This is a genomic window from Actinoplanes oblitus (genome assembly GCF_030252345.1).
GTDB lineage: Bacteria > Actinomycetota > Actinomycetes > Mycobacteriales > Micromonosporaceae > Actinoplanes > Actinoplanes oblitus.
Map to the genome: position 1 here is coordinate 9,094,394 of NZ_CP126980.1, position 23,283 is coordinate 9,117,676.

Below are 23,283 nucleotides of genomic sequence, written 5' to 3' on the forward strand. Positions count from 1 at the left end.
CCGGATGGGCCGGCTCACCGCGCCTTCAGCCCAGCACCCCGGCCGCCGACCGCGGCGCGGGGGTCAGCGCCTCACCGACGCGGTCGACCAGCAGGGCCATCTCGTAGCCCACCTGACCGACGTCGCAGCTGCGAGCCGCGAGCACCGCGAACGAGGAACCATCGGAAATGGACATCAGGAACAGGAACCCATTGTCCATCTCCACGACCGTCTGCAGAACAGCACCACCCTCGAAGCACCGGGCGGCGCCCTGGGTCAGGCTGACCAGCCCGGACGCGATCGCTGCGAGCTGGTCCGCACGGTCCCGGGGGAGGTCCCGCGAGGCCGCCAGGAGCAGGCCGTCGGCGGAGACCGCGATCGCGTGCGCGACCCCGGGAACGCGGTCAGCAAAGTTGGCCAGAAGCCAACCGAGATCCTGCGTAGATGTCATGCCTCATGCTCCTTGCCAGCCTGCGAGGGCTGCTGCCCTCCCGGAGTCTCCTCCAGGTTGGTCGATTGTTCCTTGGTGCGACCGCGCTGCACACCCCGGTGGTACGCGGACAGCAGACCGCGCACCCCCTCAGGCGTACGGCGCTGGACGGAGTTACCGCCCCGGTCAACACCGCCGGGGACGAGTTGCGCCATCGGCGTGCGCTTGGGAAGGCCCGCCGTGGTGGTCGTGTCGATGGAGACTTCGGACGCCTTGCGAGCCGCTGACCAGCCCTCGTCAGCAGCGGTCTGCCACGGGCTGGAGGCCGGAGCCCCGCCGCCGCCGTAGGAACCGGCCGCCGCCGCGGAGGCACCGATCGTAGCCGTGTCGAGCTCCCGGGCCTCCGGGGAGGCCGCCTGCTGCGGGACACCGGCGGTCCGGGTGGGCTCGCCGGTCGGGATCCGCTGGGAGACCACCGCCTCCTCCCCGCTGCCGGAGACGGAGGGCTTGCCGCCGGTCGCCTGGGTCGTGGTGAACCAGGCCGACTCGAGCTCCCGGAAGATCGGCAGCTCCATGGTCTCGTCGGCGAACGGCATCGCGCCCTCACGGGCCGGGGCCTGCGCCGCAGCGATCTGGGCCGCCGCGGCGGCCTGCGCGTCGGCTGCCGGAGCGCTCACCGGGGCGACCGCGTCGTAGGCCGGCGGGGCCGACGCCGGCAACGCCGCCATCGGCGGGTTGACCGGACGGGCCACCTCGGGCTGCGGCTCGGCGTTCTCCGGGCGGTACCGCGGGATCTCGGCGGTCATGTCGAGCGCCGCGGCGAGGTTCTCCGGCACGTGCGGGGTGGCACTCTCCCGGTCACCGGCGACCGGCGGCCAGGCCGGCGGCGCCGAGGCGAACGGGTTCGCCGAGACCGGGTCGGCCGGGGCCGCGGAGACCGGCGGCGCGGACGGCACCGGCGGGGCCGAGGTCACCGGCGGGGCCGAGGAGACCGGCGGGGCGGACGGCACCGGCGGCGCGGACACCGGCGGCATGAACGGGGTCCGGCTCTGGCTCTCCGGGTTCGCCGGGAGCTGGCGCGGGATGGTCGCGCCGAAGCCGTTCAGGTCCCCGTCGGGGCGCTGGTAATCGTTGCCGTTGCGGCGCTGGGCCAGCTCGTCCAGCCCGGCGAAGCCCTGCGGGCCGGTGCTGAGCGGGCCGGACGGGAGCGGCGGCATCGGCTCGTTGCTGCGCGGGCCGAAGCCGTTGGCGGAGCCGTTGCCGTTGACGCCGCCGCCGAAGCCGTTGGCCGAGCCGTTGGCGCCGCCGCCGAAGCCGTTGGCCGAACCGTTGAACCCGTTCATCCCGCTGCCGCCGAAGCCGTTGGACGGCGCGGCGCCGGTCAGGTCGGACCAGGCCGGTACGCCACCGTTGGTGCCGTTCACCGCCGGGTCGTACGGCCGGTTGCCGGGGAAGCCACCGCGGCCGCTCTCCAGGGCCAGCGGCTCGCCGAACGACGGCATCGCGGCCGGCGGCGGCGCGTCGTAACCACCCGGCACCCGGGCGGATCCGCCGGCGGCCAGGACGGTGACGGGCAGGCCCACCTCGGCGACGGTGCCGCGCTCGCGGTCGGCCGGGCGGAGCTCGACCCGGACCGTGTGCCGGTTCGCCAGCCGGGCGACCACGACCAGGCCCATCATCCGGGAGACGGCGACGTCGACGGTCGGCGGGTTGGCCAGCCGCTCGTTCAGGTCACGCAGCTGCTCGCGGCTGATGCCGATGCCGTGGTCCTCCACGGTGAGCACCGCGTTGTCGCCGACCCGGCGGGCCTCGACCAGCACGTTCGAGTTCGGCGGGGAGAAGGCCGTCGCGTTGTCGAAGAGCTCGGCGACCAGGTGGACCATGTCGTTGACGGCGTGCGCCGCCACCTCGATCTCCCGGTCGATGACGCCGAACTCGATCCGGGTGTAGTGCTCGACCTCGGACTGCGCGGCGCGCAGCACGTCGATCAGGGCGGCCGGCTCGCGCTGCACACGGGTGGAGTCGGCGCCGGCGAGAACCAGGAGGTTCTCGTCGTTGCGCCGCATCCGGGTGGCCAGGTGGTCGAGCTGGAAGAGCTCGGCCAGCCGGTCCGGGTCCTCCTCGCCGCGCTCCAGCCGGTCCAGGTGACCGATGAGCCGGTCGACCAGGATCTGCGAACGGCGGGCGAGGTTGACGAACATGGTCGCGACCGAGGCCCGCAGGGCGGCCTGCTCGGCCGCGGTCCGGACGGCCTCCAGGTGGACCGCGTTGAACGCCTCGGTCACCTGCCCGAACTCGTCCCGGCTGCGCACCGGGAGGGGCTCGGCGATCTGGTCGGCGACCTGGGCCGGGGTGAGCGACGCGGAGAGCGACGGGTCACGCAGCCGGGACACCGCGTGCGGCAGGCCGAACTGGGCCACCGCGAGCGCGCCCTGGCGCAGCTCGCGCAGCGAGCGGGCCATCGACCGGGCGACCAGCCAGGCGAACAGGATGGCCAGCAGCAGCATGCCGAGCAGGATGCTGGTCTCGACGAACACCCGGCGGTTCGTGGTGTTCCGCAGGTCGGTGGCCTGGGCGACGATGTCCTTGTCGAGTTTCGACTCGACCTGGCGGAACGTGTCGTTGTACCCGTTCATCGCCTTTTCGTACTTGTCCGTGGTGTACACGGACTTGTCGATGGTGGTGCCGCCGTTGCCGAGCAGCGGGCCGGTGAGGTCGGTCGCCGCACGCTGCTGCGCGTTGAAGTCGGTGGTGTTCTTGAAGTACTCGAACTCACCCTGGGTGGAGACCGACTCCAGCGTGCTGCGAGCCAGGTCGAAGCCGGTGTCGGCGGTCAGGAACGCCTGCCGCAGGGTTGGCGAGAACGAGCCCTCGGCGATCACCTGGTGACCGAGGTAGCGCTCGACCGAGATGTACTCCTTGGCGCGGGCCACCTCGGCGACCGCGCGGAGCCGGTCGCTCAGGGCGGTCTCGCTGGCCTGCTGCGCCGCGACGTCGCGGACCGCGAGCAGGTCGGCGATCAGCTTGGTGTACGTCTCGTTGACGCTCGTCGTGGTCTTTTCCTTGTTGCCGACCCCGCTGCGGAACGCCGGCAGGTCGGCCAGGTTGTGGTCGAGCCGGGTGAGCAGGATGTCGACCCGGGACGGGACGTCCTCCAGCGCGGCACGCTGCTGCGCGTACGGCTGGATGGCCGCGTCGACCTTGACGTGCTCGGCGCTGTACTTGTCGCTGCCGTACTTGAGGAGAGTCGCGTTCGTCTTGCCGCCGTTGACCCGCTTGTTGAGGTCCTGGTCGGTCGAGACCGCGATCATCATCGCGTACGCCCGCTCGGATTGAAGCTGGTCGACCAGCCCGCCGGCGGCCTCGGACAGCGCAGCCAGCGTCCGGGCGTTCTCGGCGTTGTCGGCCTCGTCGATGTGGTCGACCAGGCCGTTGACGCCGACGATGATCGTCGCCACGGTCGGGACCAGCATGATGAGGCCCAGCTTGGACCAGATGGGAAGGTCTCGCAGTCGACCCGTGGGTCGCCGCAGACGCGACATGACGCCGTCCGCCTCACTTGGGCGCTTGCTCACGTCACCGTCCTCCTGATTCGGGCCCGGCATTCGGCTCGCCGGGCTCCGCGCACAACCGACTCGCCGGGTCGGGCCCCCGAGATTCCATCACGACGAGTGTCAAAGAGAAAGACCAGGCGGACACGGACCGGTTGTGTGACGCGATGTTGCAACGTCGTAGTTGGACATCGCCGGTCTGAAATCACTACCTGTAGAGGTGCAGGTCTCTCAAGGTCACTCGAGGATGTCGGCGCGGCGTTGGGGGGTGGGCGCAGGCCGACGGTCAGATCGTAGTCGATCGCGACAGGAACGACGATGGCTCGGTCCACCGCGATCGGCAAGGCGAGATGCCGGATTATGCCGAGTTTGTAGGCGGCAGTGTAGCCGAACGGTGGACCCTCGGAACCGGACAGGTAATTTCGACCGACGTACGTTCGCCCGTTTCCCAGAAAAGCGGAATGTCGGGAAAAGGGCCGATTTCAGCCGAGCAGTTTGGCGTACGCCGGCTTGATCACCTCGTTGATGAACACCAGTCGCTCGTCGTACGGGATGAACGCCGACTTCATCGCGTTGATGGTCAGCCACTGCATCTCCGCCCAGCCCCACCCGAACGACTCGGCGAGCAGGCTCATCTCCCGGCTCATCGAGGTACCGCTCATCAGCCGGTTGTCGGTGTTGACGGTGACCCGGAAGCGCAGGTCGCGCAGCAGCTTGATGGGGTGCTCGGCGATCGAGGCGGCGGCACCGGTCTGCACGTTCGACGACGGGCACAGCTCCAGCGGGATCCGCTTGTCCCGCACGTACGACGCGAGCCGCCCGAGCACCGGCGGCGCCGCCTGGGTTCCCCCGGTCGGGGTCACCTCGCTCGGCCCGGAGGCACCCAGCGCGATGTCGTCGACCAGCCGTACGCCGTGCCCCAGCCGGTCGGCGCCGCACCACTGGATGGCCTCCCAGATCGACGGCAGCCCGAACGCCTCACCCGCGTGGATGGTGAAGTGGAAGTTCTCCCGCTGCAGGTACTCGAACGCGTCCAGGTGCCGGGTGGGCGGGAAGCCGGCCTCGGCGCCGGCGATGTCGAACCCGACCACGCCGGCGTCCCGGAACCGGACCGCCAGCTCGGCGATCTCCTGGGACCGGGCGGCGTGGCGCATCGCCGTCAACAGGGTGCCGATCCGGATCGGGGTGCCCTGCGCGGCCGCTTCGGCACAACCCGCACGGAACCCGGCGTGCACCGCCTCGACCACCTGATCCAGCGTGAGACCGCGCTCCAGGTGCTGCTCCGGGGCGTACCGGATCTCGGCGTACACCACGCCGTCGGCGGCCAGGTCGAGCGCGCACTCCTTGGCCACCCGGTGCAGGCCCTCCTCGGTCTGCATCACCGCGACAGTGTGCGCGAAGGTCTCCAGGTACCGTTCCAGCGAGCCGGAGTCGGCGGCCGCGACGAACCAGTCGCCCAGCCGGGCCGGATCGGTGTCCGGTAGCTCGTGCCCCACGGCCGCGGCCAGTTCGACGATCGTGGCCGGGCGCAGACCGCCGTCCAGGTGATCGTGGAGCAGAACCTTGGGAGCCTTGACGATGTCCGAGTGTGCGATACCTGCCATCAGCGAAGCGTAGAGGGAATCCCCTGATGATCGATGGCGCATTGCCGTTCCTGAGGTGCCCAGTGTGTCGACTGCCACTGGATCGGCTCGACCGGACGCTCCGCTGCCCCGCCGGGCACAGCTTCGACATGGCCCGGCAGGGTTATGCCGACCTGAGCGCCGGCCGCCTCCCGCACACCGGCGACAGCGCCGAGATGATCGCCGACCGCGCCGGCTTCCTCGCCGCCGGTCACTACCGGTTCATCGCCGAGGCGCTCGCCAAAGAGGCGGACCCGCTTACGGTACGCCCGGAGCCGTCCCTGATCGTGGACGCCGGCACCGGCACCGGGGACTACCTCGCCCACGTGCTCGACGCCTGCCCGGCCGCCGTCGGCCTGGGTCTGGACGTGTCGAAACCGGCGCTGCGCCGGGCCGCCCGGGCGCACCCGCGCGCCGCCGCGGTACTGGCCGACCTGTGGCGCCCGCTCCCGATCGCCGACGACGCCGCGACGGTGATCCTCAACGTCTTCGCCCCGCGCAACGGCGCCGAGTACCACCGGGTGCTGCGCGCGGACGGCCGCCTGCTGGTCGTCACCCCGGCCGCCGACCACCTGGCCGAGCTGGTCGCGGCACACGGCCTGATCCGGGTCGACCCGGACAAGGCGGCCCGGGTGAGCGGCGCGCTGGAGGAGCACTTCGAGCCGGTGGCGAGCGCCACCCACCGGCAGGTGATGCGGCTGACCGCCGCCGAGGTGCGGACCCTGGTCGGGATGACGCCGAGCGCCCGGCACGTTCCGGTGGCCGAGCTGCCCACGCGCGAGCTGGCGGTCACCGCCGTCGTGGAGCTCACCGCGTACCGGAAGAGGCTCTGACCTAGACCGACAGGTCCACCTCTTCCCATTCGGGTGGTTTGTCGTGGTAGGGACCGTGGAAGATGACCGCCCACTCGAGCGCCCACCGCCGCTGCCCGATCGCGTTGCTGTCCACCTCGCCGGGCAGCGGCAGCCCGGCCTGCTCCGCCTCCTGGTAGGCCCAGTCGAGGCAGTAGTACAGATCGAGCAGCACCGCCGCCTCGGCCGCGTCCCGGACCGCGACCAGCGACCGGGACCGCCACCGGCCGAAGGTCTCGCCGGCCGGCAGGTCCGGCATCTGGGCCATCAGGTGGTCGTCCGGCGGCACCGTCGGGTCCAGGTGCCGGCCCAGGCCGAGCAGCCAGGCCAGCGCGAACACCGCGTCGTGGTGCAGCACGAACGAGCGGTGATCGCCCTTGGCCCCGATCACGAACTGCCACTCCGGCGGGGTCACCAGCTCCACCAGGTGCGAGGCGAGCAGCCAGCTCATCGCCGCCTCGGTGGGCATCCCGAAACAGCGGGCGACCACCACGTGCAGCACCGCGGCGCGCGCCTCCAGCTCGGCGACCGGCCGTAGTTCGACAGTGTCGCCGAGCTCCCAGACCAGCGGAAAGCTGGGCGGCGGCAGCGGGAGCCCGAGCCGGGACAACTCGTCCAGGCTGGCCTCGCGAACCGCGCGTGGGTCGGGGGCGGCCTTCGTCATGGTGCGTCAGGCTATGCGGTCCAGCAGCAGACCGGCAGAGGCGGGGGCGGCCGAACCGATCTTGATGGCGGCGACCGCGTCGGCCCGGGCCGCCTCGATCCGCGACGCGTCGTCGGTACGCAGCTCGAGCAGCACGTCGCCGGCCGTCACCCGGTCCCCCGGCTTGACCTTGAGCTGCACGCCGGCGCCGAAGCTGACCGGGTCCTCCTTGCGGGCCCGGCCGGCGCCGAGCCGCCAGGCGGCGATGCCGATCCCGTACGCGTCCATCGTGGTGACGACACCGTCGGTCTCGGCGCGCAGCACCTCGGTGTGCGCCGCCGTCGGCAGCGCCGCGTCCGGGTCGCCGCCCTGCGCCCGGATCATCGCCTTCCAGCTGTCCATCGCCGCGCCCGAGGCGAGCACCTTCTCCGGGTCGGCGTCCACGCCGGCCGCGGCCAGCATCTCACGGGCCAGCGCGAGAGTGAGTTCCACCACATCGGACGGTCCACCGCCGGCCAGCACCTCGACCGACTCGGCCACCTCGTTGGCGTTGCCGACGGCCAGGCCGAGCGGGGTGCTCATGTCGGTGAGCAGCGCGACCGTGTTGACCCCGCTGTCCTTGCCCAGCCGCACCATGGTCCGGGCCAGCTCCCGAGCCTGGTCCAGGTCCTTCATGAACGCGCCGGACCCGACCTTGACGTCCAGCACCAGCGCGCCGGTACCCTCGGCGATCTTCTTGCTCATGATCGAGCTGGCGATCAGCGGGATGGCCTCGACGGTGCCGGTGACGTCGCGCAGGGCGTACAGCTTGCGGTCGGCCGGGGCCAGCCCCTCGCCGGCCGCGCAGATCACCCCGCCGACGTCCCGCAGCTGCGCGATGAACTCCTCGTTGCTCAGCCGGGCCCGCCAGCCGGGAATCGACTCCAGCTTGTCCAGCGTGCCGCCGGTGTGGCCGAGACCGCGGCCGGACAGCTGCGGGACGGCCACCCCGCACGCCGCGACCAGCGGGGTCAGCGGCAGCGTGATCTTGTCACCGACGCCGCCGGTGGAGTGCTTGTCGGCGGTCGGCCGGGACACCGCGGACAGGTCCAGCCGCTCGCCGCTGGCGATCATCGCGGCCGTCCACCGGGCGATCTCCGCGGCGCTCATGCCGCGCAGCAGGATCGCCATGGCCAGCGCGGACATCTGCTCGTCGGCGACGACACCCCTGGTGTACGCGTCGACCACCCAGTCGATCTGCGCGTCGGACAGCGCGTGCCCGTCCCGCTTGGCCCGGATGACGTCGATAGCGGTGATCCCGCTCATGATTCCTCTTTCCACCGCTGCGGGATACCCTCCGGCAGCTCACCCTCGCCCGCCCAGGACAGTCCGCCCTCGGCGTCCACCACCACGATCCGTGGGGTGCGTACCAGGCCCCAGGCCACCGCGGCGGAGGCGGTCGGGAAGTTCGGCCCCTCCTCCAGGATGCCCTTGTCCTCACCGGCGTCCGGGGCGCCGGACGAGCGCTCCCAGTACCCGGTCCAGATCGTCGCGCCGCCGGACAGGTCCGGATGCACGAAGACGGTGCCGCGGCCGCGCCACTTGGCCAGCTCGGCCGGGACCTCCGGGCCGCCGGCCGGGCCGGTGACCTTCTCCATGTCCACCCAGCCGAACGCGTGCGGCAGCAACTCGTCCATCCGCAGCGGCCGGGGCAGCGCCTCGACCAGCATGTCCGGGCCGCCGTGCTCCCAGAGCAGCTGGCGGCAGCGCCCGCACGGCATCAGCGGCGCCCCGGTGGCATCCACGCAGGACATCGCCACCAGCTTGCCGCCACCGCTCGCGTGCAGCGCGCTGACCAGCCCGCACTCGGCGCACAGGGTCATACCCAGGGAGGCGTTCTCGACGTTGCAGCCGACGATGACCCGGCCGTCGTCGACCAGGCCGGCCACGCCGACCGGGAAGTCGGATGCGGGCACGTAGGCACGGCGCATCACCTCGATGGCGGCCGCTCGTAGCGCCGCCCAGTCGATCTCCATGATCTCGATTCTGCCCCACTGTCAGGTCCGTCAAAGACGGATGCCCGGGCCAGGCCCGGGCATCCGTGTGGAATGAACTCAGCTCTTCACGTACGGGATGCCGTCCGCGGCGGGCGCGCGCACCCGGCCGACCAGGCCGGCCACCGCGATGATCGTGGCGATGTACGGCAGCATGCTGAGGAACTGGTTCGGCACCGGGCTGCCGATGGCGGCCAGGTAGAACGCCAGCTTCTGGGCGAACCCGAAGAACAGCGCCGCGCCGAACGCCCCGATCGGCGAGTACCGCCCGAAGATCAGCGCGGCGAGCGCGATGAAGCCGGCGCCGGCCGTCATGTTCTTGGTGAAGCTGCCGGTCGCCACCAGCGTGAAGTACGCCCCGCCGAGGCCCGCCACCACGCCGCCGAGCAGCACGTTCAGGTAGCGCAGGCCGCGCACCCGGATACCCACCGTGTCGGCCGCGGTGGGGTGCTCGCCGACCGCCCGGGTCCGCAGGCCCCACCGGGTCCGGTTGAGCCCGAAGTAGATCACCAGGACCAGCGCCAGCGCGATCCAGAGCAGCAGCGTGGCGTGGAAGAACACCGGGCCGAGCACCGGGATGTCGGCCAGCCCGGGGATGCGCCACCTGGGCATCTGCGGCGGGGTGTTGTACTTCGCCGCGTCGGGCTGCATCAGCCGCTCGTAGAGGAAGCCGGTGACGCCGAGCGCGAACAGGTTCAGCACGATGCCGACCACTGTCTGGTCGACCAGGTAGCGGATCGACAGCACGGCCAGGATCGCCGCGATGATCACGCCGCCGACCGCGGCGCTGATCAGGCCGGCCCAGACGCTGCCGGCCATGGTGCCGATCAGGGCGCCGCCGAACGCGCCCATCAGGAACTGGCCCTCGATGGCCACGTTCACCACGCCGGAACGCTCGCCGAGCACGCCGGCCAGGGCACCCAGGATCAGCGGCAGGGCCAGGTCCATGGTGCCGCTGAGGGTGTCCTCCAGGGCCAGGAACTGGCCGGCCACCTGCCAGCACAGGAACGACAGCACGAAGGTCACGATGCCGGTCACCAGCAGCGCGTTCGACCAGCGCTTGAGCAGACCGGCCACCAGCAGGCCGCCGGCGACCAGGGTCAGCACGCCGAACAGCACCGCGCCGAGCTGCCCGTTGATGGCGAGCGCGGCGCCGCTGGCGTCCTCGGTGAGCGTGAAACGGGCGTCCTTGCTCGGGGCGAGCGCGCCGAACAGGGCGGCGGCGACGGCGCCGAGCAGGATCAGGGCCACCCCGAGGCGGCGCTGCCGGGTCCAGAACGGCTCCGGCGCGGCGACCTCGGCCAGCTCCTCCACAGTCGTGGTCGACATGTCCTCAGCCCTTCGCCGTGGTGCGGGCGGCACGAAGTTGGAAGATCGCCTTCACCAGTGCGGGGGCGGCGATGAAGATGACGATCAGGGCCTGCAGCACGGTGACCAGCTCCAGCGAGATGCCGGTGAACGACTGCATCCGGTTGCCACCGGCCCGCAGCGCGCCGAACAGGATCGCGGCGAGCAGGGTGCCCCACGGGCGGTTACGGCCGAGCAGAGCGACCAGCAGGCCGTCGAAGCCGATGTTGCCGGCCACCGACGGGGTCAGCGCGTACGCGGTACCCAGCACCTGGGTCGCGCCGCCCAGCCCGGCCAGCGCGCCGGCCACCGCCATGAGCAGCGTGTACGTCTTGGCCACGCTGATCCCGGCGGTCCTCGCGGCGGGCGCGTTGGAGCCCACCGCGCGCAGCTCGAAGCCGAACGCCGACCGGTTGAGCAGCCAGGCCACGCCGGCGGTGACCAGCACCGCCAGCACGATGCCGAGATTCACCCGGAGCGCGCCGCCGAACGACGGCAGCTGGGCCGACTCGGCGACCACCTTGCTGATCGCGTCGGACCGGCCGGGCTGCTGGACGACCTTCTGGATGACCAGCCAGGCCAGGAACAGGCCGGCGATGTAGTTGAGCATGATCGTGGTGATCACCTCGTGCGCGCCGGTGCGCGCCTTGAGCAGGCCCGGCAGGAAGCCCCACAGGGCACCGCCGAGCGCGCCGGCGACCAGCGCCACGATCAGGTTCAGCACGATCGGCAGGCCGAAGGTGAACCCGGCCGCGCCGGCCGCGATGCAACCGAGCACCGCCTGGCCCTGCGCGCCGATGTTGAACAGGCCGCCGCGGAAGGCGAGCGACACCGACAGGCCGGTGAACACCAGCGGTGCGGCGTAGGTGAGCGTCTCGGAGATCGGCGAGAACGCGTCCTGCCAGGTGCCACCGCCGGAGAGCCAGGCGCTGATCGCGTCCGGGTCGCCGAACGCGCCCTTGAGCAGGTCGGCGTAGGCCGAGCTGACGAGCGTCCAGCTGGCCTGCAGCGCGTCGCCCGGGCGGGCGGTGAGGTAGCCGAACTTGGCCAGCACCGCCGAGTCGGAGATCACCACCAGCACCGCACCGATCACCATGGCCAGGACGATCGACAGGACGGTGACCGTGACGCTGTTCGACGCCCAGAGGTGGCGCGTGAAGGCGCTGAGGAACGTCTCCTTCGCGGCCGGTTCGGTGTCCTTCGGCTTTGTCGCTTCGGCGGTCACTTCTTCTCCTCGTTGCCGCCGGTGATGCCGGCCATCAGCAGGCCGATCTCCTCGCGCGGGGTGTCCGGCGAGACGACGGCCAGGATCCGGCCGCGGTACATCACCGCGATCCGGTCGGCGAGGCCGACCACCTCGTCGAGCTCGCTGGAGACCACCAGCACCGCGGTGCCCTGGTCCCGCTCGTGGATGATCCGGCCGTGGATGAACTCGATCGAGCCGACGTCCACGCCCCGGGTCGGCTGGGACGCGATGAACAGGCGCAGCGGGCGGGACATCTCCCGGGCGATGACCACCTTCTGCTGGTTGCCGCCGGAGAGGGTGCCGACCGCGGACTCCGGTGACTGGGTCCGGATGTCGAACTGCGCGACCCGCTCCTTGGCGTTGCCGGCGATCTTCGCGATGTCCAGGCGGAACGCGTTGCCGTACGGCTCCCGGTCGTACATGTCGAGGATCAGGTTCTCGGCGACGCTGAACTCCTTGACCACGCCGTCGTGGCTGCGGTCCTCGGGGACGTAGCCGACGCCGGAGCGCAGGATCTTCTTGGTGCTCTGCCCGGCCAGGTCCTCGCCGTCCAGCTGGACCGTGCCGGCGCGCACCTCGCGCAACCCCATGATCGCCTCGACCAGCTCGGTCTGCCCGTTGCCCTGCACGCCCGCGATGCCGAGCACCTCGCCGGCGCGGACCTCCAGGTCGACGCCGTCGACCGCGCGGATCCCCCGGTCGTCGTCGACGACCAGGCCGGCCAGCTGCAGCACGGCGCGGCCCGGATCGGCCGGTTGTTTCGCCACCTCCAGGCTGACCGCGCGGCCGACCATCAGGGCGGCCAGCTCCTCCTCGCTGGTGTCCGGGCTGGCGGTGCCGACGATCTTGCCGCGGCGGACCACGGTGATCCGGTCGGCGATCGCCTTGACCTCTTTGAGCTTGTGGGTGATGAAGACGATCGACTTGCCCATCTCGGTGAGCGAGCGCATCACCGCGAGCAGTTCCTCGGTCTCCTGCGGGGTGAGCACCGCTGTCGGCTCGTCCAGGATCAGCAGGTCGACGTCGCGGGTCAGCGCCTTGACGATCTCGACCCGCTGCTGGGCGCCGACCGGCAGGTCCTCCACCAGGGCGTCCGGGTCGACCGGCAGGCCGAACTTCTTCGAGGTCTCCAGAACGTCGCGGCGGGCGCGGCGACGGTCCAGCCAGCCGAGCGGGCCGCCGCGGGTCTCCTCGGCGCCGAGCGCGATGTTCTCCGCCACGGTGAAGACCGGGACCAGCATGAAGTGCTGGTGCACCATGCCGATGCCGGCCGCGATCGCGTCGCGGGGGCTGCGGAAGACCTGGGGCTCGTCGTTGACGACGATCTGCCCCTCGTCCGGCTGCAGCAGGCCGTACAACTGGTTCATCAGGGTGGACTTGCCGGCGCCGTTCTCGCCCAGCAGGGCGTGCACCTCGCCGGGCTCGACGGTGATGTCGATGTGGTCGTTGGCCACCAGGTCGCCGAAGCGCTTGGTGATGCCGCGCAGTTCCAGTTTCAGCGGAATCTCCCGAGTCTCGGTGCTGGTCCTGGTGGAGGGAAGGGTGAAACGCGAGCCGCCGCCGACCACGGATCGTGAATCCGCGGCCGCGCGGCGGCCGACATGCTACTACCGGAAGGTCACTTCGGCGCGCTGGCCGACTCGGCCTTGACCGTACCGGCGATGATGTCCTTCTTCAGCTGGTCGAGCTCCGACTTGAGGGTCGCGTCGACCTTGCTGTCGAACTGGTTGAACGGCGCCAGGCTGACACCGTCGTTCTCCAGGGTGCCGATGTAACCCGGGGTGGCCTCGAGCTTCTCGCCCTTGGCGCCCTTGACCACGGACTCCTTGACGGCTTCCTCGACGTTCTTCACCACGGTGCTGAGGAAGACGTCGCAGTACTGCGCGGCGCTCTTGCAGCCGTCCTGGTCGACCCAGACGACCGAGACCTTGCCGGCCGAGTCCTTGGCGACCTGCGCGGTGCCCAGGCCGGTGCCGCCGGCGACCGGCATGACCACGTCGGCGCCCTGCGAGACCAGGGTCTGGGTGATGGTCTTGCCCTTGTTCTGGTCGATGAAGCTGTCCGCGAAGGTGCCGTTCTGCTTCGCCTTGTCCCAGCCCAGGACCTGGACGGTCTTGCCCTTCTTCTGGTTGTAGTAGGCCACGCCGTCGGCGAAGCCGTCCATGAAGATGGTGACCGGCGGGATCTTCAGGCCGCCGAAGGTGCCGACCTTGCCCGACTTCGAGTAACCCGCCGCCAGGTAACCGGCCAGGAACGCGGCCTGCTGGGTGGCGAACTGCATCGGGTAGACGTTGGCGCCGGTGCTGCCGCTGTCCACGATGGCGAACTGCGAGCCCGCGCTCGCGCCGGACACCTTCTTGGTGGCGTCACCCATCAGGCCGCCGACCGCGAGGATGTAGTCGCACTTCTGCGACACGAAGTTGCGCAGGTTCGGCTCGTAGTCCGCCTCGGAGGTCGAGGCGACGTACTTCGGGTCGACGTTGCTGGCCTCACCCTGGGCGGCCTTGATGCCGGCCCAGGCGGACGCGTTGAACGACTTGTCGTCGATGCCGCCGGTGTCGGTCACCATGCAGGCCTTGTAAGCGGCGGCGGCGCTGGCGCTGGCGCTACCGGACGAGGTCTCCTCCGGGGCCTTGCCACAAGCAGCGGCCGCGAGCGTCAGCCCACCTGCCGCGAGAATCGCCACGATCCGCTTCCCACGTACTGGGCGCAAGACGCCCTCCTTCCACTGCTCACCGCACTCTCGGCAAGTCTCAGGTCGGCAGCGTATCCGGGGCCCATGGGGTCGTCAGGCGTTCGGTACGGACTGTTGGCGCACCGTTATCGCGCCGCAATCACCAGGGATTTCGCCTGCCCGCTTTCGGTGGGATCCCCACTGAATTGCCCGGTGGCCGCGTAACGAGCGGTTAATCTCGGCGGCCCCGCAACCCCCTCCGGTCACGATTCGCTCCGGGTGCGGTCACTTTTCGGTCACGGCCGTCTTTTCCGGCAAGACTCTTTCCGGTACGGCCCGCCAGGCGCGCACGCCGAGCCCGCCGACGACCGTCCCGATCAGCAGCGACGCTCCGATCAGCAGCGCGTGCACCCAGAGGAACGAGGTGGGCGTCCCGCCGTCGAAGGACCGGTCGTCCCGGTAGATCGCCAGGCCGAACCGGGGCCAGATCACCCAGGTCCACACGCCGACCGCCATCAGGAAAGCCGCCCACCGACGCGTGATCATCACGGCACCAGTATCGCAGCGGCCCCCGCGGCCCGGCGGCGGCCGGCCTAGTCACGACGCGGCGAGGTGAGCCGCTCCGCTATCCGGCGCCACCCGGCGAGCACCTCGGCCGGCTCCGGGGCGGCCGGCGGCGGCCCGGCGCCGGCCGGCTCGGCCAGCAGGTCGTCGACCGGGTCGGTGTCGTCCTCGGACCGCGCCCGGATCGACTCGATCTCCTGGCGGATCGCGTCCACCCCGGCCAGCGGCAGCATCGGCTCGACGACCGCCATCAGGTCGTCGTCGGCCACCACCGCGCGGGCCAGCGCCACCGCGTGGTCCCGCTCGTACGGCCCGCAGACCACCGGATCCCAGTCCTCCCGGTCGCCCAGCGAGCCGATGGTGATCACCCAGGGCTGGCCGGCGAGCGGTGAGCCGGGTGGCAGGCGCAGCGTGACGAGAGTCCCCACGCAGCACATCATCGCGGCCGGGCGTCCCGGATCCACAGGTTTTGCCCGACCGGGGCGGTCTTGTCGTCGGCCGACAGGTCCACCACCCGGCCGTGCGGGCTGGTGGCCGCCCAGGCCGCGCCGAACAGCAACAGCTGGTGAAAGACGTACAGGTAGACGAGCGCGCCGACGGCCGAGCCGACCAGCCCGTAGGCCGGGTTGCGCTCGACCATCGCGACGAACGACTTGCCGACCGTGTTGAGCAGCATCAGGCCGATCCCGACCTGGAGCACCGGCGGCGTCATCCGCCGGGCGGTCATCCGCAGCCGGGGCACCGCGGCCAGCAGCGCCGCGGCCAGCAGCATGTTCACCGTCAGCGTCAGGAGCAGGCTGACCACCGACAGGGTGCGCTGGAAGCCGCCGTCGGCGAGCCAGTCGAGCAGCGTCTCGAGGCCGTAGACGGCGAGCTGGGTGAGCGCCAGCAGGGCGAGCACGCCGATCAGCACCAGCAGGTCCAGCACCTGCCGGATGCCGAAATAACCGGGCTGCTCGCGAAGCCGCCAGATGTGCCGCTGCGACGAGCGGATCGCCTCGACCCAGCCGATACCGGTGAAGGTCAGACCGATGATGCCGACGATCCCGACCGTCTTCTTGCTGTCCAGGATGGCCTTCACATCGAGGAACGGCAGGTTCTGCCGGAGGAAGTCCTGCACCGCGTCGAACAGCTGGGTGTTGCTGGTGAGCAGGAACCCGAAGACGGAGTAGCCGATCAGCAGCAGCGCGAAGAGCGCGAAGAAGCCGTAGTAGGCGCTGGCGGCGGCCAGCCGGCCGCCCTGGACCCCGTCGTAACGCAGCAGGGCACGGCACAGGTGGTCGAAGTACCGGGACCGGTACCGGATGGCCATGATCCGCGCGGCAACTGCGTCGTACGCCCGGTCGACAGGGTTCACTGGGCGACCGTAACGGACAGCCCGGCCGGGGAGTGGAACCTTCTCGGCCGGTCGGCGTCAGGACCGGCGCAACCCGCGCGGCACCTCGCCCGGCCCGCGCGGTTGTCGTAGCCGCCGGCACCGATACCGGCCCGCGTCCGTGCGGCCGACCGCGAACGCGGGGGACGCCGGCGTCACCACGACACCGGACCCGGTCACTGCGAAAGCCGCGATCAGACGACGAGTTTGTGCGCAGCGGCATTCCCATGAAGGTTTCCCTGGCCGAAGGTCACCGGGTCCACAAAAAGGAATCTCCGAGAATTACCGGCGGCGGCGCGTGAAGCGCAATACCCGACAGGATTCGTCAATGTGCTGGCCTGCGTGGACACCCGTTCGCCGCACGGCGCCCGACCGGCACGCCCCCCTGTCGACGCGGAGTTCGAGCAGCTCATCGACAATCGGCGGGAATCCCGGCGAAGAAGCCGCTCGTCGCGGTTCCGCCGGCATTCGCGGCGCCTGCGATCGAGCGGGGTAGCGTGCTCGGACAGCCCTGAAGTAGAGTCCCGGAAAAACGATTCACGGCGCTCCCAGAATGAGGAATCCGCATGGACGAGGTGCGATTGCGGAAACTCGCGGTACCTATCGGAGTGAACGCACTGCTGGGGATTCCGGCCCTGGTTCCGATACACCTGATCTGGTACATCCTGGCCAACGGGCCGCTGGCGGATCTCGGGTGGACCCAGCGGTCCTGGAGCTGGAACCCGAACGACGGGCTGCTCCCCCTGGTGATCATCGCCGCGCTGGTGCTCGTGGTCTTCGGTGCGATCTGGGGCGGCGCCAACGCGTTCCTGCGCCGCCGGACAGACCTCCCGGCCGCTCAGTACTGGCTCATCTGCTCGGCCGCCACGCTCGTTCCGCTATGCGTCGACGCCGTTCGCTGAACACCGGGAAAAATAGGGACGCATGAAGCTCCTGTGACGCGACGATCAGTTCTCCGCGGCGCGGCGCCGGCCGGCGCCGCCACCACTGTCGGCCGAGGAGGGCCGGGAGCAGCCGGCTCCGGAGGAATCGGCGAACGGGTGGCCGACCCAGTCCACCGTGGACCCGGAATTCTCTGGCCTGGCCCCGCGCGGTGTCCGGCACGGGCTTGAGCGTGGCGATGCGGATCGGCCCCGTCGAGGCAATCCCCCTCGCACCCGGCGGAGGTGAGCGCCGGCTGCCGCCGCTCTCCCTGCGACCCGGGCGGGGCCGGATCCAGGTGGATCCGGCCGTCTCCGACCGGTACGGAAGGCTCGCGCGAAGCGCGATAGCGCGCCGGCGGTGTGCCGCGGCGGTCGCCTCGGTCACCCGCTCCGCGAGCCGGGCTCAGCCGCCGAGGGGGAAGTCACGGCGGGGACGCCACGGCCCCTCGCCGCCGTGCGAGAACAGGGTGAACGACGACACCGGGAAGCGGGCGGAGAAATCGGCCAGGTCGTCGAAGACCGCGTCCAGCGCCGCCGGCGACACGTCCTGCGCCACGGTGACGTGGGGATGATAGGGAAAGCGGCTGTCCCGGCTGATGTCCTCGGACCGCGTGATCGCCTCGGCGAGCAGCTCACACTCGCTGATGCCCATCGCCAGGCTGACGAAGACCACCTCGGTGACCGGCCGGAACGTCCCGGTCCCGCGCAGGTGGATGGTGAACGGCGGCTGGGCCGAGGCGACCGACTCCAGGTGTTTCTCCACCGCCGGCAGCGCGTCGGTGTCGACCTCGGTCGGGCCGAGGAGCGTGACGTGCGCCGGCGTCCAGGCGGCCTGCGGGTCGCCGGCCTCCGCGCGCCGCCGGGTCAGCGCCGCGCCCCATGGCTCGGGGATGTCGATGGCCACACCGATCCGGGTGCGGGCAGGCTCGGCCACCGGGCTCAGGCTCCGCGGGCGGGGCTGAGGAAACCCACGTTCTGGTACGTCTTGGCGAGCGTCCGGGCGGAAACCGCGCGCGCCTTCTCCGCGCCGATCGTCAGGAGCTTGTCCAGCTGCGCCTTGTCGTCCAGGTACTCCTTGGTCTTCGCCTGGATCGGCTTGACGAACTCGACCAGCACCTCGGCCAGATCCTTCTTCAGGTCGCCGTAACCGCGGCCGTCGTACTGCTCCAGCAGCTCGTCGATGGTGCGCGTGGTGAGCGCCGCGTACATGGTCAGCAGGTTGCTGATGCCGGGCTTGTTCACCTCGTCGTAGAGGATCTCCCGGCCGGTGTCGGTGACCGCCGACTTGATCTTCTTGGCCGACCGGGCCGGGTCATCCAGCAGCTCGATGATCCCGTTCGGCGAGGAGGCCGACTTGGACATCTTGATCGTCGGGTCCTGCAGGTCGGTGATCTTCGCGGTGTCCTTGACGATGTACGCCGAGGGCATGGTGAAGGTCTGGCCGAACCGGGTGTTGAACCGCTGCGCCAGGTCGCGGGTCAGCTCCAGGTGCTGCCGCTGGTCCTCGCCCACCGGGACCTGGTCGGCCTGGTAGAGCAGGATGTCCGCGGCCTGCAGGATCGGGTAGGTGAACAGGCCGACGCTGGTGCTGTCCTGGCCCGCCTTGGCCGACTTGTCCTTGAACTGGACCATCCGGCCGGCCTCGCCGAACCCGGTGATGCAGCTGAGCACCCAGGCGAGCTGGGCGTGCTCCGGCACGTGCGACTGGACGAAGAGGGTGCACCGCTCCGGGTCGAGCCCGACCGCGAGGAGCTGGGCGACCGACACCCGAGTACGGTTACGGAGCGCGACCGGATCGTGGCCCATGGTGATCGCGTGCAGGTCGACAACGCAGTAGAACGCGTCGTGGGTCTCCTGCATCGCCACCCAGTTGCGCACCGCGCCCAGATAGTTGCCGAGGTGGAAGGAATCGGCGGTCGGCTGGATGCCGGAGAGCACTCGCGGGCGGCGGGCAACGTCGGACATGAGGGTCATTGTGTCAGTCCCGGCCCGGATCCCGCGAACCCCCTCACCGCCTCGCGCTTATGTTCGAACCTGTTGACTCATGAGCGATTCTGAGAGATTCTAGGATCGCGTCCGCGGAGTATGCCCGCGGTAGAAGAACAACAGGACACCCGCACCTTTCAGAAAGGGCCTGAGCCGTGAAATTGCTCGTCACCGGCGGCGCCGGATACGTCGGCAGTGTGACCAGCCGGCTGCTGCTCGACGCCGGCCACGAGGTCGTGGTGCTGGACAGTCTCCGGACCGGATTCCGCGAGGCGGTCGCCCCGGACGCCACCTTCGTCGAGGCGGACATCGCCGACGCCGCGCGGGTGCTCACCCCGGACGCCGGCTTCGACGCGGTGCTGCACTTCGCCGGGCTGATCGCGGCCGGCGAGTCGATGGCCAAGCCGGAACTGTACTGGCACGAGAACGTGGTGAAGTCGCTCGCCCTGCTGGACGCGATCCGGGCCGCCCGGGTGCCCCGGGTGATCTTCTCGTCCACCGCGGCGGTCTACGGCAATCCGGTCGAGATCCCGATCAGCGAGACCGCGGCCAAGGCGCCGACCAGCACGTACGGGTCCACCAAGCTGACCTTCGACCTGGCGCTGACCTCGGAGACGTTCGCGCACAACCTGGCCGCCGTCTCGCTGCGCTACTTCAACGTGGCAGGGGCGTACATCGCCGGCGAGCACGAGATCGGCGAGCGGCACGACCCGGAGACCCACCTCATCCCGATCACCCTGCAGGTGGCCGCCGGCAAGCGGGACAAGCTGCAGCTCTTCGGCGACGACTACCCGACCGTCGACGGCACCTGCGTGCGCGACTACATCCACGTCGAGGACCTGGCCCGGGCGCACCTGCTGGCCCTGGAGGCAGCCACCCCCGGCGAGCACAAGATCTACAACCTGGGCAACGGCAACGGTTTCTCCAACCGCCAGGTGGTCGAGGCGGCCCGCGAGGTGACCGGCGCGGCGATCCCGGTGGAGATCGCGCCCCGCCGCGACGGCGACCCGGCCACCCTGGTCGCGTCCGCCGACCGCGCCCGCACGGAACTGGGATGGGTGCCCCGGAAGAACACCCTGCAGGCGATGATCGGCGACGCTTGGACCTTCTACCGCAAGCACGTGGCATGAGCTACGCCGACCGCCCCGAGAGAGGCACCCGATGAGCGACATCTCCGCCGAGGCCGCCGCCTCCCCCAAGGCCGGCGCCTCCCCCGAGGCCGGCGGTATCGCCGCCGAGGCCGCCGCCGCCTTCGCCGAGGCCTACGGCGGGCAGCCGGCCGGCCTGTGGGCGGCGCCCGGCCGGGTCAACCTGATCGGCGAGCACACCGACTACAACGACGGCTTCGTGCTCCCCTTCGCGCTGCCGCAGCGCACCGTCGCGGCGGCCGGCCCGTCCCCGGACGGCACCTTCTCGATCTGCTCCACCCTGGCGCCGGAGCCGGTGACCTTCGGCCTGGAGACCGCGCCCGGCGAGGTGACCGGCTGGGGCGCGTACGTCGCCGGGGTGGTGTGGGCGCTGCGTGACGCCGGCTTCGAGCCGCCGGCCGCGCGCCTGGCGATCGCCTCCGACGTGCCGCTCGGCTCCGGCCTGTCGTCGTCGGCGGCACTGGAGTCGGCGGTGCTCACCGCGCTGGTCGAGCTGGGCGGCCTGGACGTGCCGCTGGAGCGCCGGCCGGCGATCGCCCAGCGGGCCGAGAACCTGTACGTCGGCGCGCCCACCGGCATCCTCGACCAGTCCGCGTCGATCCGCTGCGAGGCCGGCAAGGCGCTGTTCCTGGACTGCCGGTCGTACGCCGTCGAGCAGATCCCGTTCGACCTGGCCGCCGCCGGCCTGGCCATCCTGGTGATCAACAGCAACGCCCCGCACCAGCACGTCGACGGCGAGTACGGCGCCCGCCGCAAGAGCTGCGAGGAGTCCGCCGCGATCCTGGGCGTGCCCGCGCTGCGCGACGTCGGCGTGCCCGAGCTGCCGGCCGCGCTCGACCGGCTCGGCGACGAGGTGCTGCGCAAGCGCACCCGGCACATCGTCACCGAGAACCAGCGGGTGCTCGACACCGTCGAACTGCTCCGCGCCGGCCGGGTCCGCGAGATCGGGCCGCTGCTGACCGCCTCACACGCCTCGATGCGCGACGACTTCGAGATCACCGTGGCCCAGGTCGACGTGGGCGTGGAGTCGGCCCTCGCCGCCGGCGCCCACGGCGCCCGGATGACCGGCGGCGGCTTCGGGGGCTGCGTCCTGGCCCTGATCGACGCCGACCGTGCCGAGGCGACCGCCGCCGCGGTGGCCGGCGCCTATGCCGAGCGAGGCTTCGCCGCCCCGACCAGCTGGGTCGCCACGGCCGGCCCCGGAGCCGGAAGACTACGGTGACACCGCCCGCCGGTCCGGGCCGCGGACGAACCCACCCCGGACCGGATCGGTAACGGCGAGCCGCACCACGCCGGCCGGACACCACGGGCGTGCGGAATGCCGGCGACCGGCCACGGACACTCCCACGCCGGCCGAGCACGGTGGGCATGCGGGATGCTGGTGACCGGCCACGGACACCCCACGCCGGCCGAGCACCGTGGGGGTTCGGGGTGACAGTGACCAGCCACGGGCAATGAAGGGGCCGGCGATCGCTCTGGACGCGCAGCGGCCAGATCGCCGGCCCCGGCCCGCGCGGGAGCATGCGATCCGCACCCCAGCGGACGCGCGTAAATGACGATCCTGATTTTGATCTTGATGCTGTCCGGGTATGGCTCGGCTATGACCACTGAGCCCACCACGCGTGACGAAGAGAACGAGCCGAACGAGTTCGGCTTCTCCGGCGAGCCGAGCCTGCCCGAACCGCACCAGGCCCCGCACCTGGCGGAGGGCGAGGGCGAGCGGATCGCGGTCCCCTCCGGCGACCTCACCGGCGCCATCACCGAGGCGATCGAGGAGGCCTCCGAACAGCGCCGCCACGACGAGGACTGAGCGCCCGCGGCGACCCGCCCGAAGCCGGCCGGACTCGCGCCGGTGATGCCCCGCGGCGACCCACCCGAAGCCAGCCGGACTCGCGCCGGTGATGCCCCGCGGCGACCCGCCCGAGGCCGGCCGGACTCGCGCCGGGGGATGCTCGAAGCGACCGTTCGGGCATCCCCCACCTGGCCTTTCACCCGATCACCCGCAGGAGCGAGACCAGGGGGGCGGCAGCCGGGCGGCCGCTATCGTGAGCGCATGGGGTTGAGCCCACCGGATCTTCACGATGACACCGAGCAAGGCGTCTCCGTCCACGTCGACATCGGCGCCGACGCCGCCGTCTCGCTGCTCACGGTTCGCGGCTCCTGGGACGACCGGCTCCGCCGGCACACCTCGGTCTCGCTGCGTCAGTGCTTCACCGAGCATCCGGACGCGCTGATCGTCGACCTCAGCCGGCTGCTCGACCCGCACAGCGCGAGCGTGCCCACCTGGACCACGGCGCGGGCGGTCGCGGCCACCCTGCGGCCGCCGGTGCACCTGGCCCTCTGCGTGCCGCCGGATCTCCCGCTGGCCGACCGGATGCAGGGTCTGGGCGCCGGGCGGTTCCTGCCGGTCTACGCGAAGGTGCGCCAGGCCCGGGTGGCGGTGGCCGGCCGGATTCCGGACGGCGAGCGGCTGGTCGCCACGCTGCCGCCGGACACCGACGCGCCGAGCGCGGCCCGCAACCTGGTCAGCGACGCCTGCCTGGCCTGGGGACTGACGACGCTGCTGCACCCCAGCCGGCTGGTGATGTCGGAGCTGGTGACGAACGCCGTGGAGCACGCCGGCACGGAGATCCGGGTGGTGGTGACCCGGCGTGGCGCCGGCCTGCACCTGTCGGTGGGCGACGGCGACCCGCGGATGCCGCGGATGCTGCGCCCGGCCCGGCCACGCAAGGGCATGCCGCTCGACGAGCGCGGGCGCGGCCTGCGGACGGTGAGCGAGACGGCCGAGCTGTGGGGCGCGGTGCCGACCGAGAACGGGAAAGTCGTGTGGGCGACGGTCCGGGAGCGCCGGACCGTCGCCTGAGGCGGTGCCGGGTTGCGGAGTCCGACCGGGGCCTCGGGCACCCGGCCG

The 23,283-nt window shown here is 71.3% G+C and carries 21 protein-coding genes; 6 read left to right on the top strand and 15 right to left on the bottom strand.

Annotated elements, in window-relative coordinates:
- Positions 1-25: 25 nt before the first annotated feature.
- From Actob_RS40490 to Actob_RS40500, 3 genes are all read right to left on the bottom strand, one after another.
- A complete protein-coding gene (locus tag Actob_RS40490) occupies positions 26-430 on the bottom strand; it encodes a roadblock/LC7 domain-containing protein (RefSeq protein ID WP_014447580.1) in 405 nt (134 codons plus the stop codon).
- Positions 427-3,984, bottom strand: coding sequence for a sensor histidine kinase (locus tag Actob_RS40495; protein ID WP_284917260.1), 3,558 nt, complete (start codon positions 3,982-3,984; stop codon positions 427-429). The genes Actob_RS40490 and Actob_RS40495 overlap by 4 nt, the downstream gene beginning before the upstream one ends.
- 458 nt (positions 3,985-4,442) lie before the next feature.
- On the bottom strand, positions 4,443-5,564 hold the full coding sequence (locus Actob_RS40500; protein WP_407653501.1) for an adenosine deaminase: 1,122 nt from the start codon (positions 5,562-5,564) through the stop codon (positions 4,443-4,445).
- Positions 5,565-5,590: 26 nt separating this feature from the next.
- Between Actob_RS40500 and Actob_RS40505 the strand changes: the two genes are divergently transcribed.
- A complete protein-coding gene (locus tag Actob_RS40505; RefSeq protein ID WP_284917261.1) occupies positions 5,591-6,415 on the top strand; it encodes a putative RNA methyltransferase in 825 nt (274 codons plus the stop codon).
- 1 nt (position 6,416) lies between these two features.
- Here the strand turns inward: Actob_RS40505 and Actob_RS40510 are convergent, their stop codons facing one another.
- From Actob_RS40510 to Actob_RS40555, 10 genes are all read right to left on the bottom strand, one after another.
- Entirely contained in the window at positions 6,417-7,097 is a 681-nt protein-coding gene (locus Actob_RS40510; RefSeq protein ID WP_284917262.1) for a DUF4272 domain-containing protein, read from the bottom strand.
- 6 nt (positions 7,098-7,103) lie between these two features.
- On the bottom strand, positions 7,104-8,381 hold the full coding sequence (locus Actob_RS40515; protein ID WP_284917263.1) for a thymidine phosphorylase: 1,278 nt from the start codon (positions 8,379-8,381) through the stop codon (positions 7,104-7,106).
- Entirely contained in the window at positions 8,378-9,091 is a 714-nt protein-coding gene (locus tag Actob_RS40520; protein WP_284917264.1) for a cytidine deaminase, read from the bottom strand. The genes Actob_RS40515 and Actob_RS40520 overlap by 4 nt, the downstream gene beginning before the upstream one ends.
- Before the next feature lie 78 nt (positions 9,092-9,169).
- Positions 9,170-10,438 (bottom strand): ABC transporter permease, encoded by a 1,269-nt coding sequence (locus Actob_RS40525; RefSeq protein WP_284917265.1) that lies wholly within the window; start codon positions 10,436-10,438, stop codon positions 9,170-9,172.
- Between the two features lie 4 nt (positions 10,439-10,442).
- Complete coding sequence (locus Actob_RS40530) at positions 10,443-11,681, bottom strand: ABC transporter permease (RefSeq protein WP_284917266.1); 1,239 nt, start codon at positions 11,679-11,681, stop codon at positions 10,443-10,445.
- Positions 11,678-13,270 carry an ABC transporter ATP-binding protein gene (locus tag Actob_RS40535; protein WP_284917267.1) on the bottom strand — a complete coding sequence of 531 codons (1,593 nt, stop codon included), beginning with the start codon at positions 13,268-13,270 and terminating at the stop codon, positions 11,678-11,680. Before Actob_RS40535 ends, Actob_RS40530 begins: the two co-directional genes overlap by 4 nt.
- A 50-nt stretch (positions 13,271-13,320) precedes the next feature.
- Positions 13,321-14,415 (bottom strand): BMP family lipoprotein, encoded by a 1,095-nt coding sequence (locus Actob_RS40540; protein ID WP_284917268.1) that lies wholly within the window; start codon positions 14,413-14,415, stop codon positions 13,321-13,323.
- A gap of 246 nt (positions 14,416-14,661) precedes the next feature.
- Positions 14,662-14,922 carry an SCO4848 family membrane protein gene (locus tag Actob_RS40545; RefSeq protein ID WP_284922494.1) on the bottom strand — a complete coding sequence of 87 codons (261 nt, stop codon included), beginning with the start codon at positions 14,920-14,922 and terminating at the stop codon, positions 14,662-14,664.
- A gap of 47 nt (positions 14,923-14,969) precedes the next feature.
- Entirely contained in the window at positions 14,970-15,368 is a 399-nt protein-coding gene (locus Actob_RS40550; protein ID WP_284917269.1) for a hypothetical protein, read from the bottom strand.
- A gap of 8 nt (positions 15,369-15,376) precedes the next feature.
- Complete coding sequence (locus Actob_RS40555) at positions 15,377-16,297, bottom strand: YihY/virulence factor BrkB family protein (protein ID WP_284917270.1); 921 nt, start codon at positions 16,295-16,297, stop codon at positions 15,377-15,379.
- Between the two features lie 584 nt (positions 16,298-16,881).
- On the opposite strand from Actob_RS40555, the gene Actob_RS40560 reads away from it, so the two are divergent.
- Positions 16,882-17,217 (top strand): hypothetical protein, encoded by a 336-nt coding sequence (locus Actob_RS40560; RefSeq protein ID WP_284917271.1) that lies wholly within the window; start codon positions 16,882-16,884, stop codon positions 17,215-17,217.
- Positions 17,218-17,641: 424 nt separating this feature from the next.
- Here the strand turns inward: Actob_RS40560 and Actob_RS40565 are convergent, their stop codons facing one another.
- The gene (locus Actob_RS40565) at positions 17,642-18,172 is read right to left on the bottom strand and encodes a 2'-5' RNA ligase family protein (RefSeq protein ID WP_284917272.1); all 531 of its coding nucleotides are present in this window, start codon (positions 18,170-18,172) and stop codon (positions 17,642-17,644) included.
- A gap of 5 nt (positions 18,173-18,177) precedes the next feature.
- Complete coding sequence (gene trpS / locus Actob_RS40570; RefSeq protein WP_284917273.1) at positions 18,178-19,203, bottom strand: tryptophan--tRNA ligase; 1,026 nt, start codon at positions 19,201-19,203, stop codon at positions 18,178-18,180.
- A gap of 176 nt (positions 19,204-19,379) precedes the next feature.
- Between trpS and galE the strand changes: the two genes are divergently transcribed.
- The 4 genes from galE to Actob_RS40590 all read left to right on the top strand — a co-directional run bounded on the left by galE (position 19,380) and on the right by Actob_RS40590 (position 23,235).
- Complete coding sequence (gene galE / locus Actob_RS40575) at positions 19,380-20,354, top strand: UDP-glucose 4-epimerase GalE (RefSeq protein WP_284917274.1); 975 nt, start codon at positions 19,380-19,382, stop codon at positions 20,352-20,354.
- A gap of 31 nt (positions 20,355-20,385) precedes the next feature.
- Positions 20,386-21,594 carry a galactokinase gene (gene galK / locus Actob_RS40580; RefSeq protein WP_284917275.1) on the top strand — a complete coding sequence of 403 codons (1,209 nt, stop codon included), beginning with the start codon at positions 20,386-20,388 and terminating at the stop codon, positions 21,592-21,594.
- Between the two features lie 378 nt (positions 21,595-21,972).
- Positions 21,973-22,182, top strand: coding sequence for a hypothetical protein (locus Actob_RS40585; RefSeq protein ID WP_284917276.1), 210 nt, complete (start codon positions 21,973-21,975; stop codon positions 22,180-22,182).
- Between the two features lie 243 nt (positions 22,183-22,425).
- The gene (locus Actob_RS40590) at positions 22,426-23,235 is read left to right on the top strand and encodes an ATP-binding protein (protein WP_284917277.1); all 810 of its coding nucleotides are present in this window, start codon (positions 22,426-22,428) and stop codon (positions 23,233-23,235) included.
- The last annotated feature ends 48 nt before the right edge of the window (positions 23,236-23,283 follow it).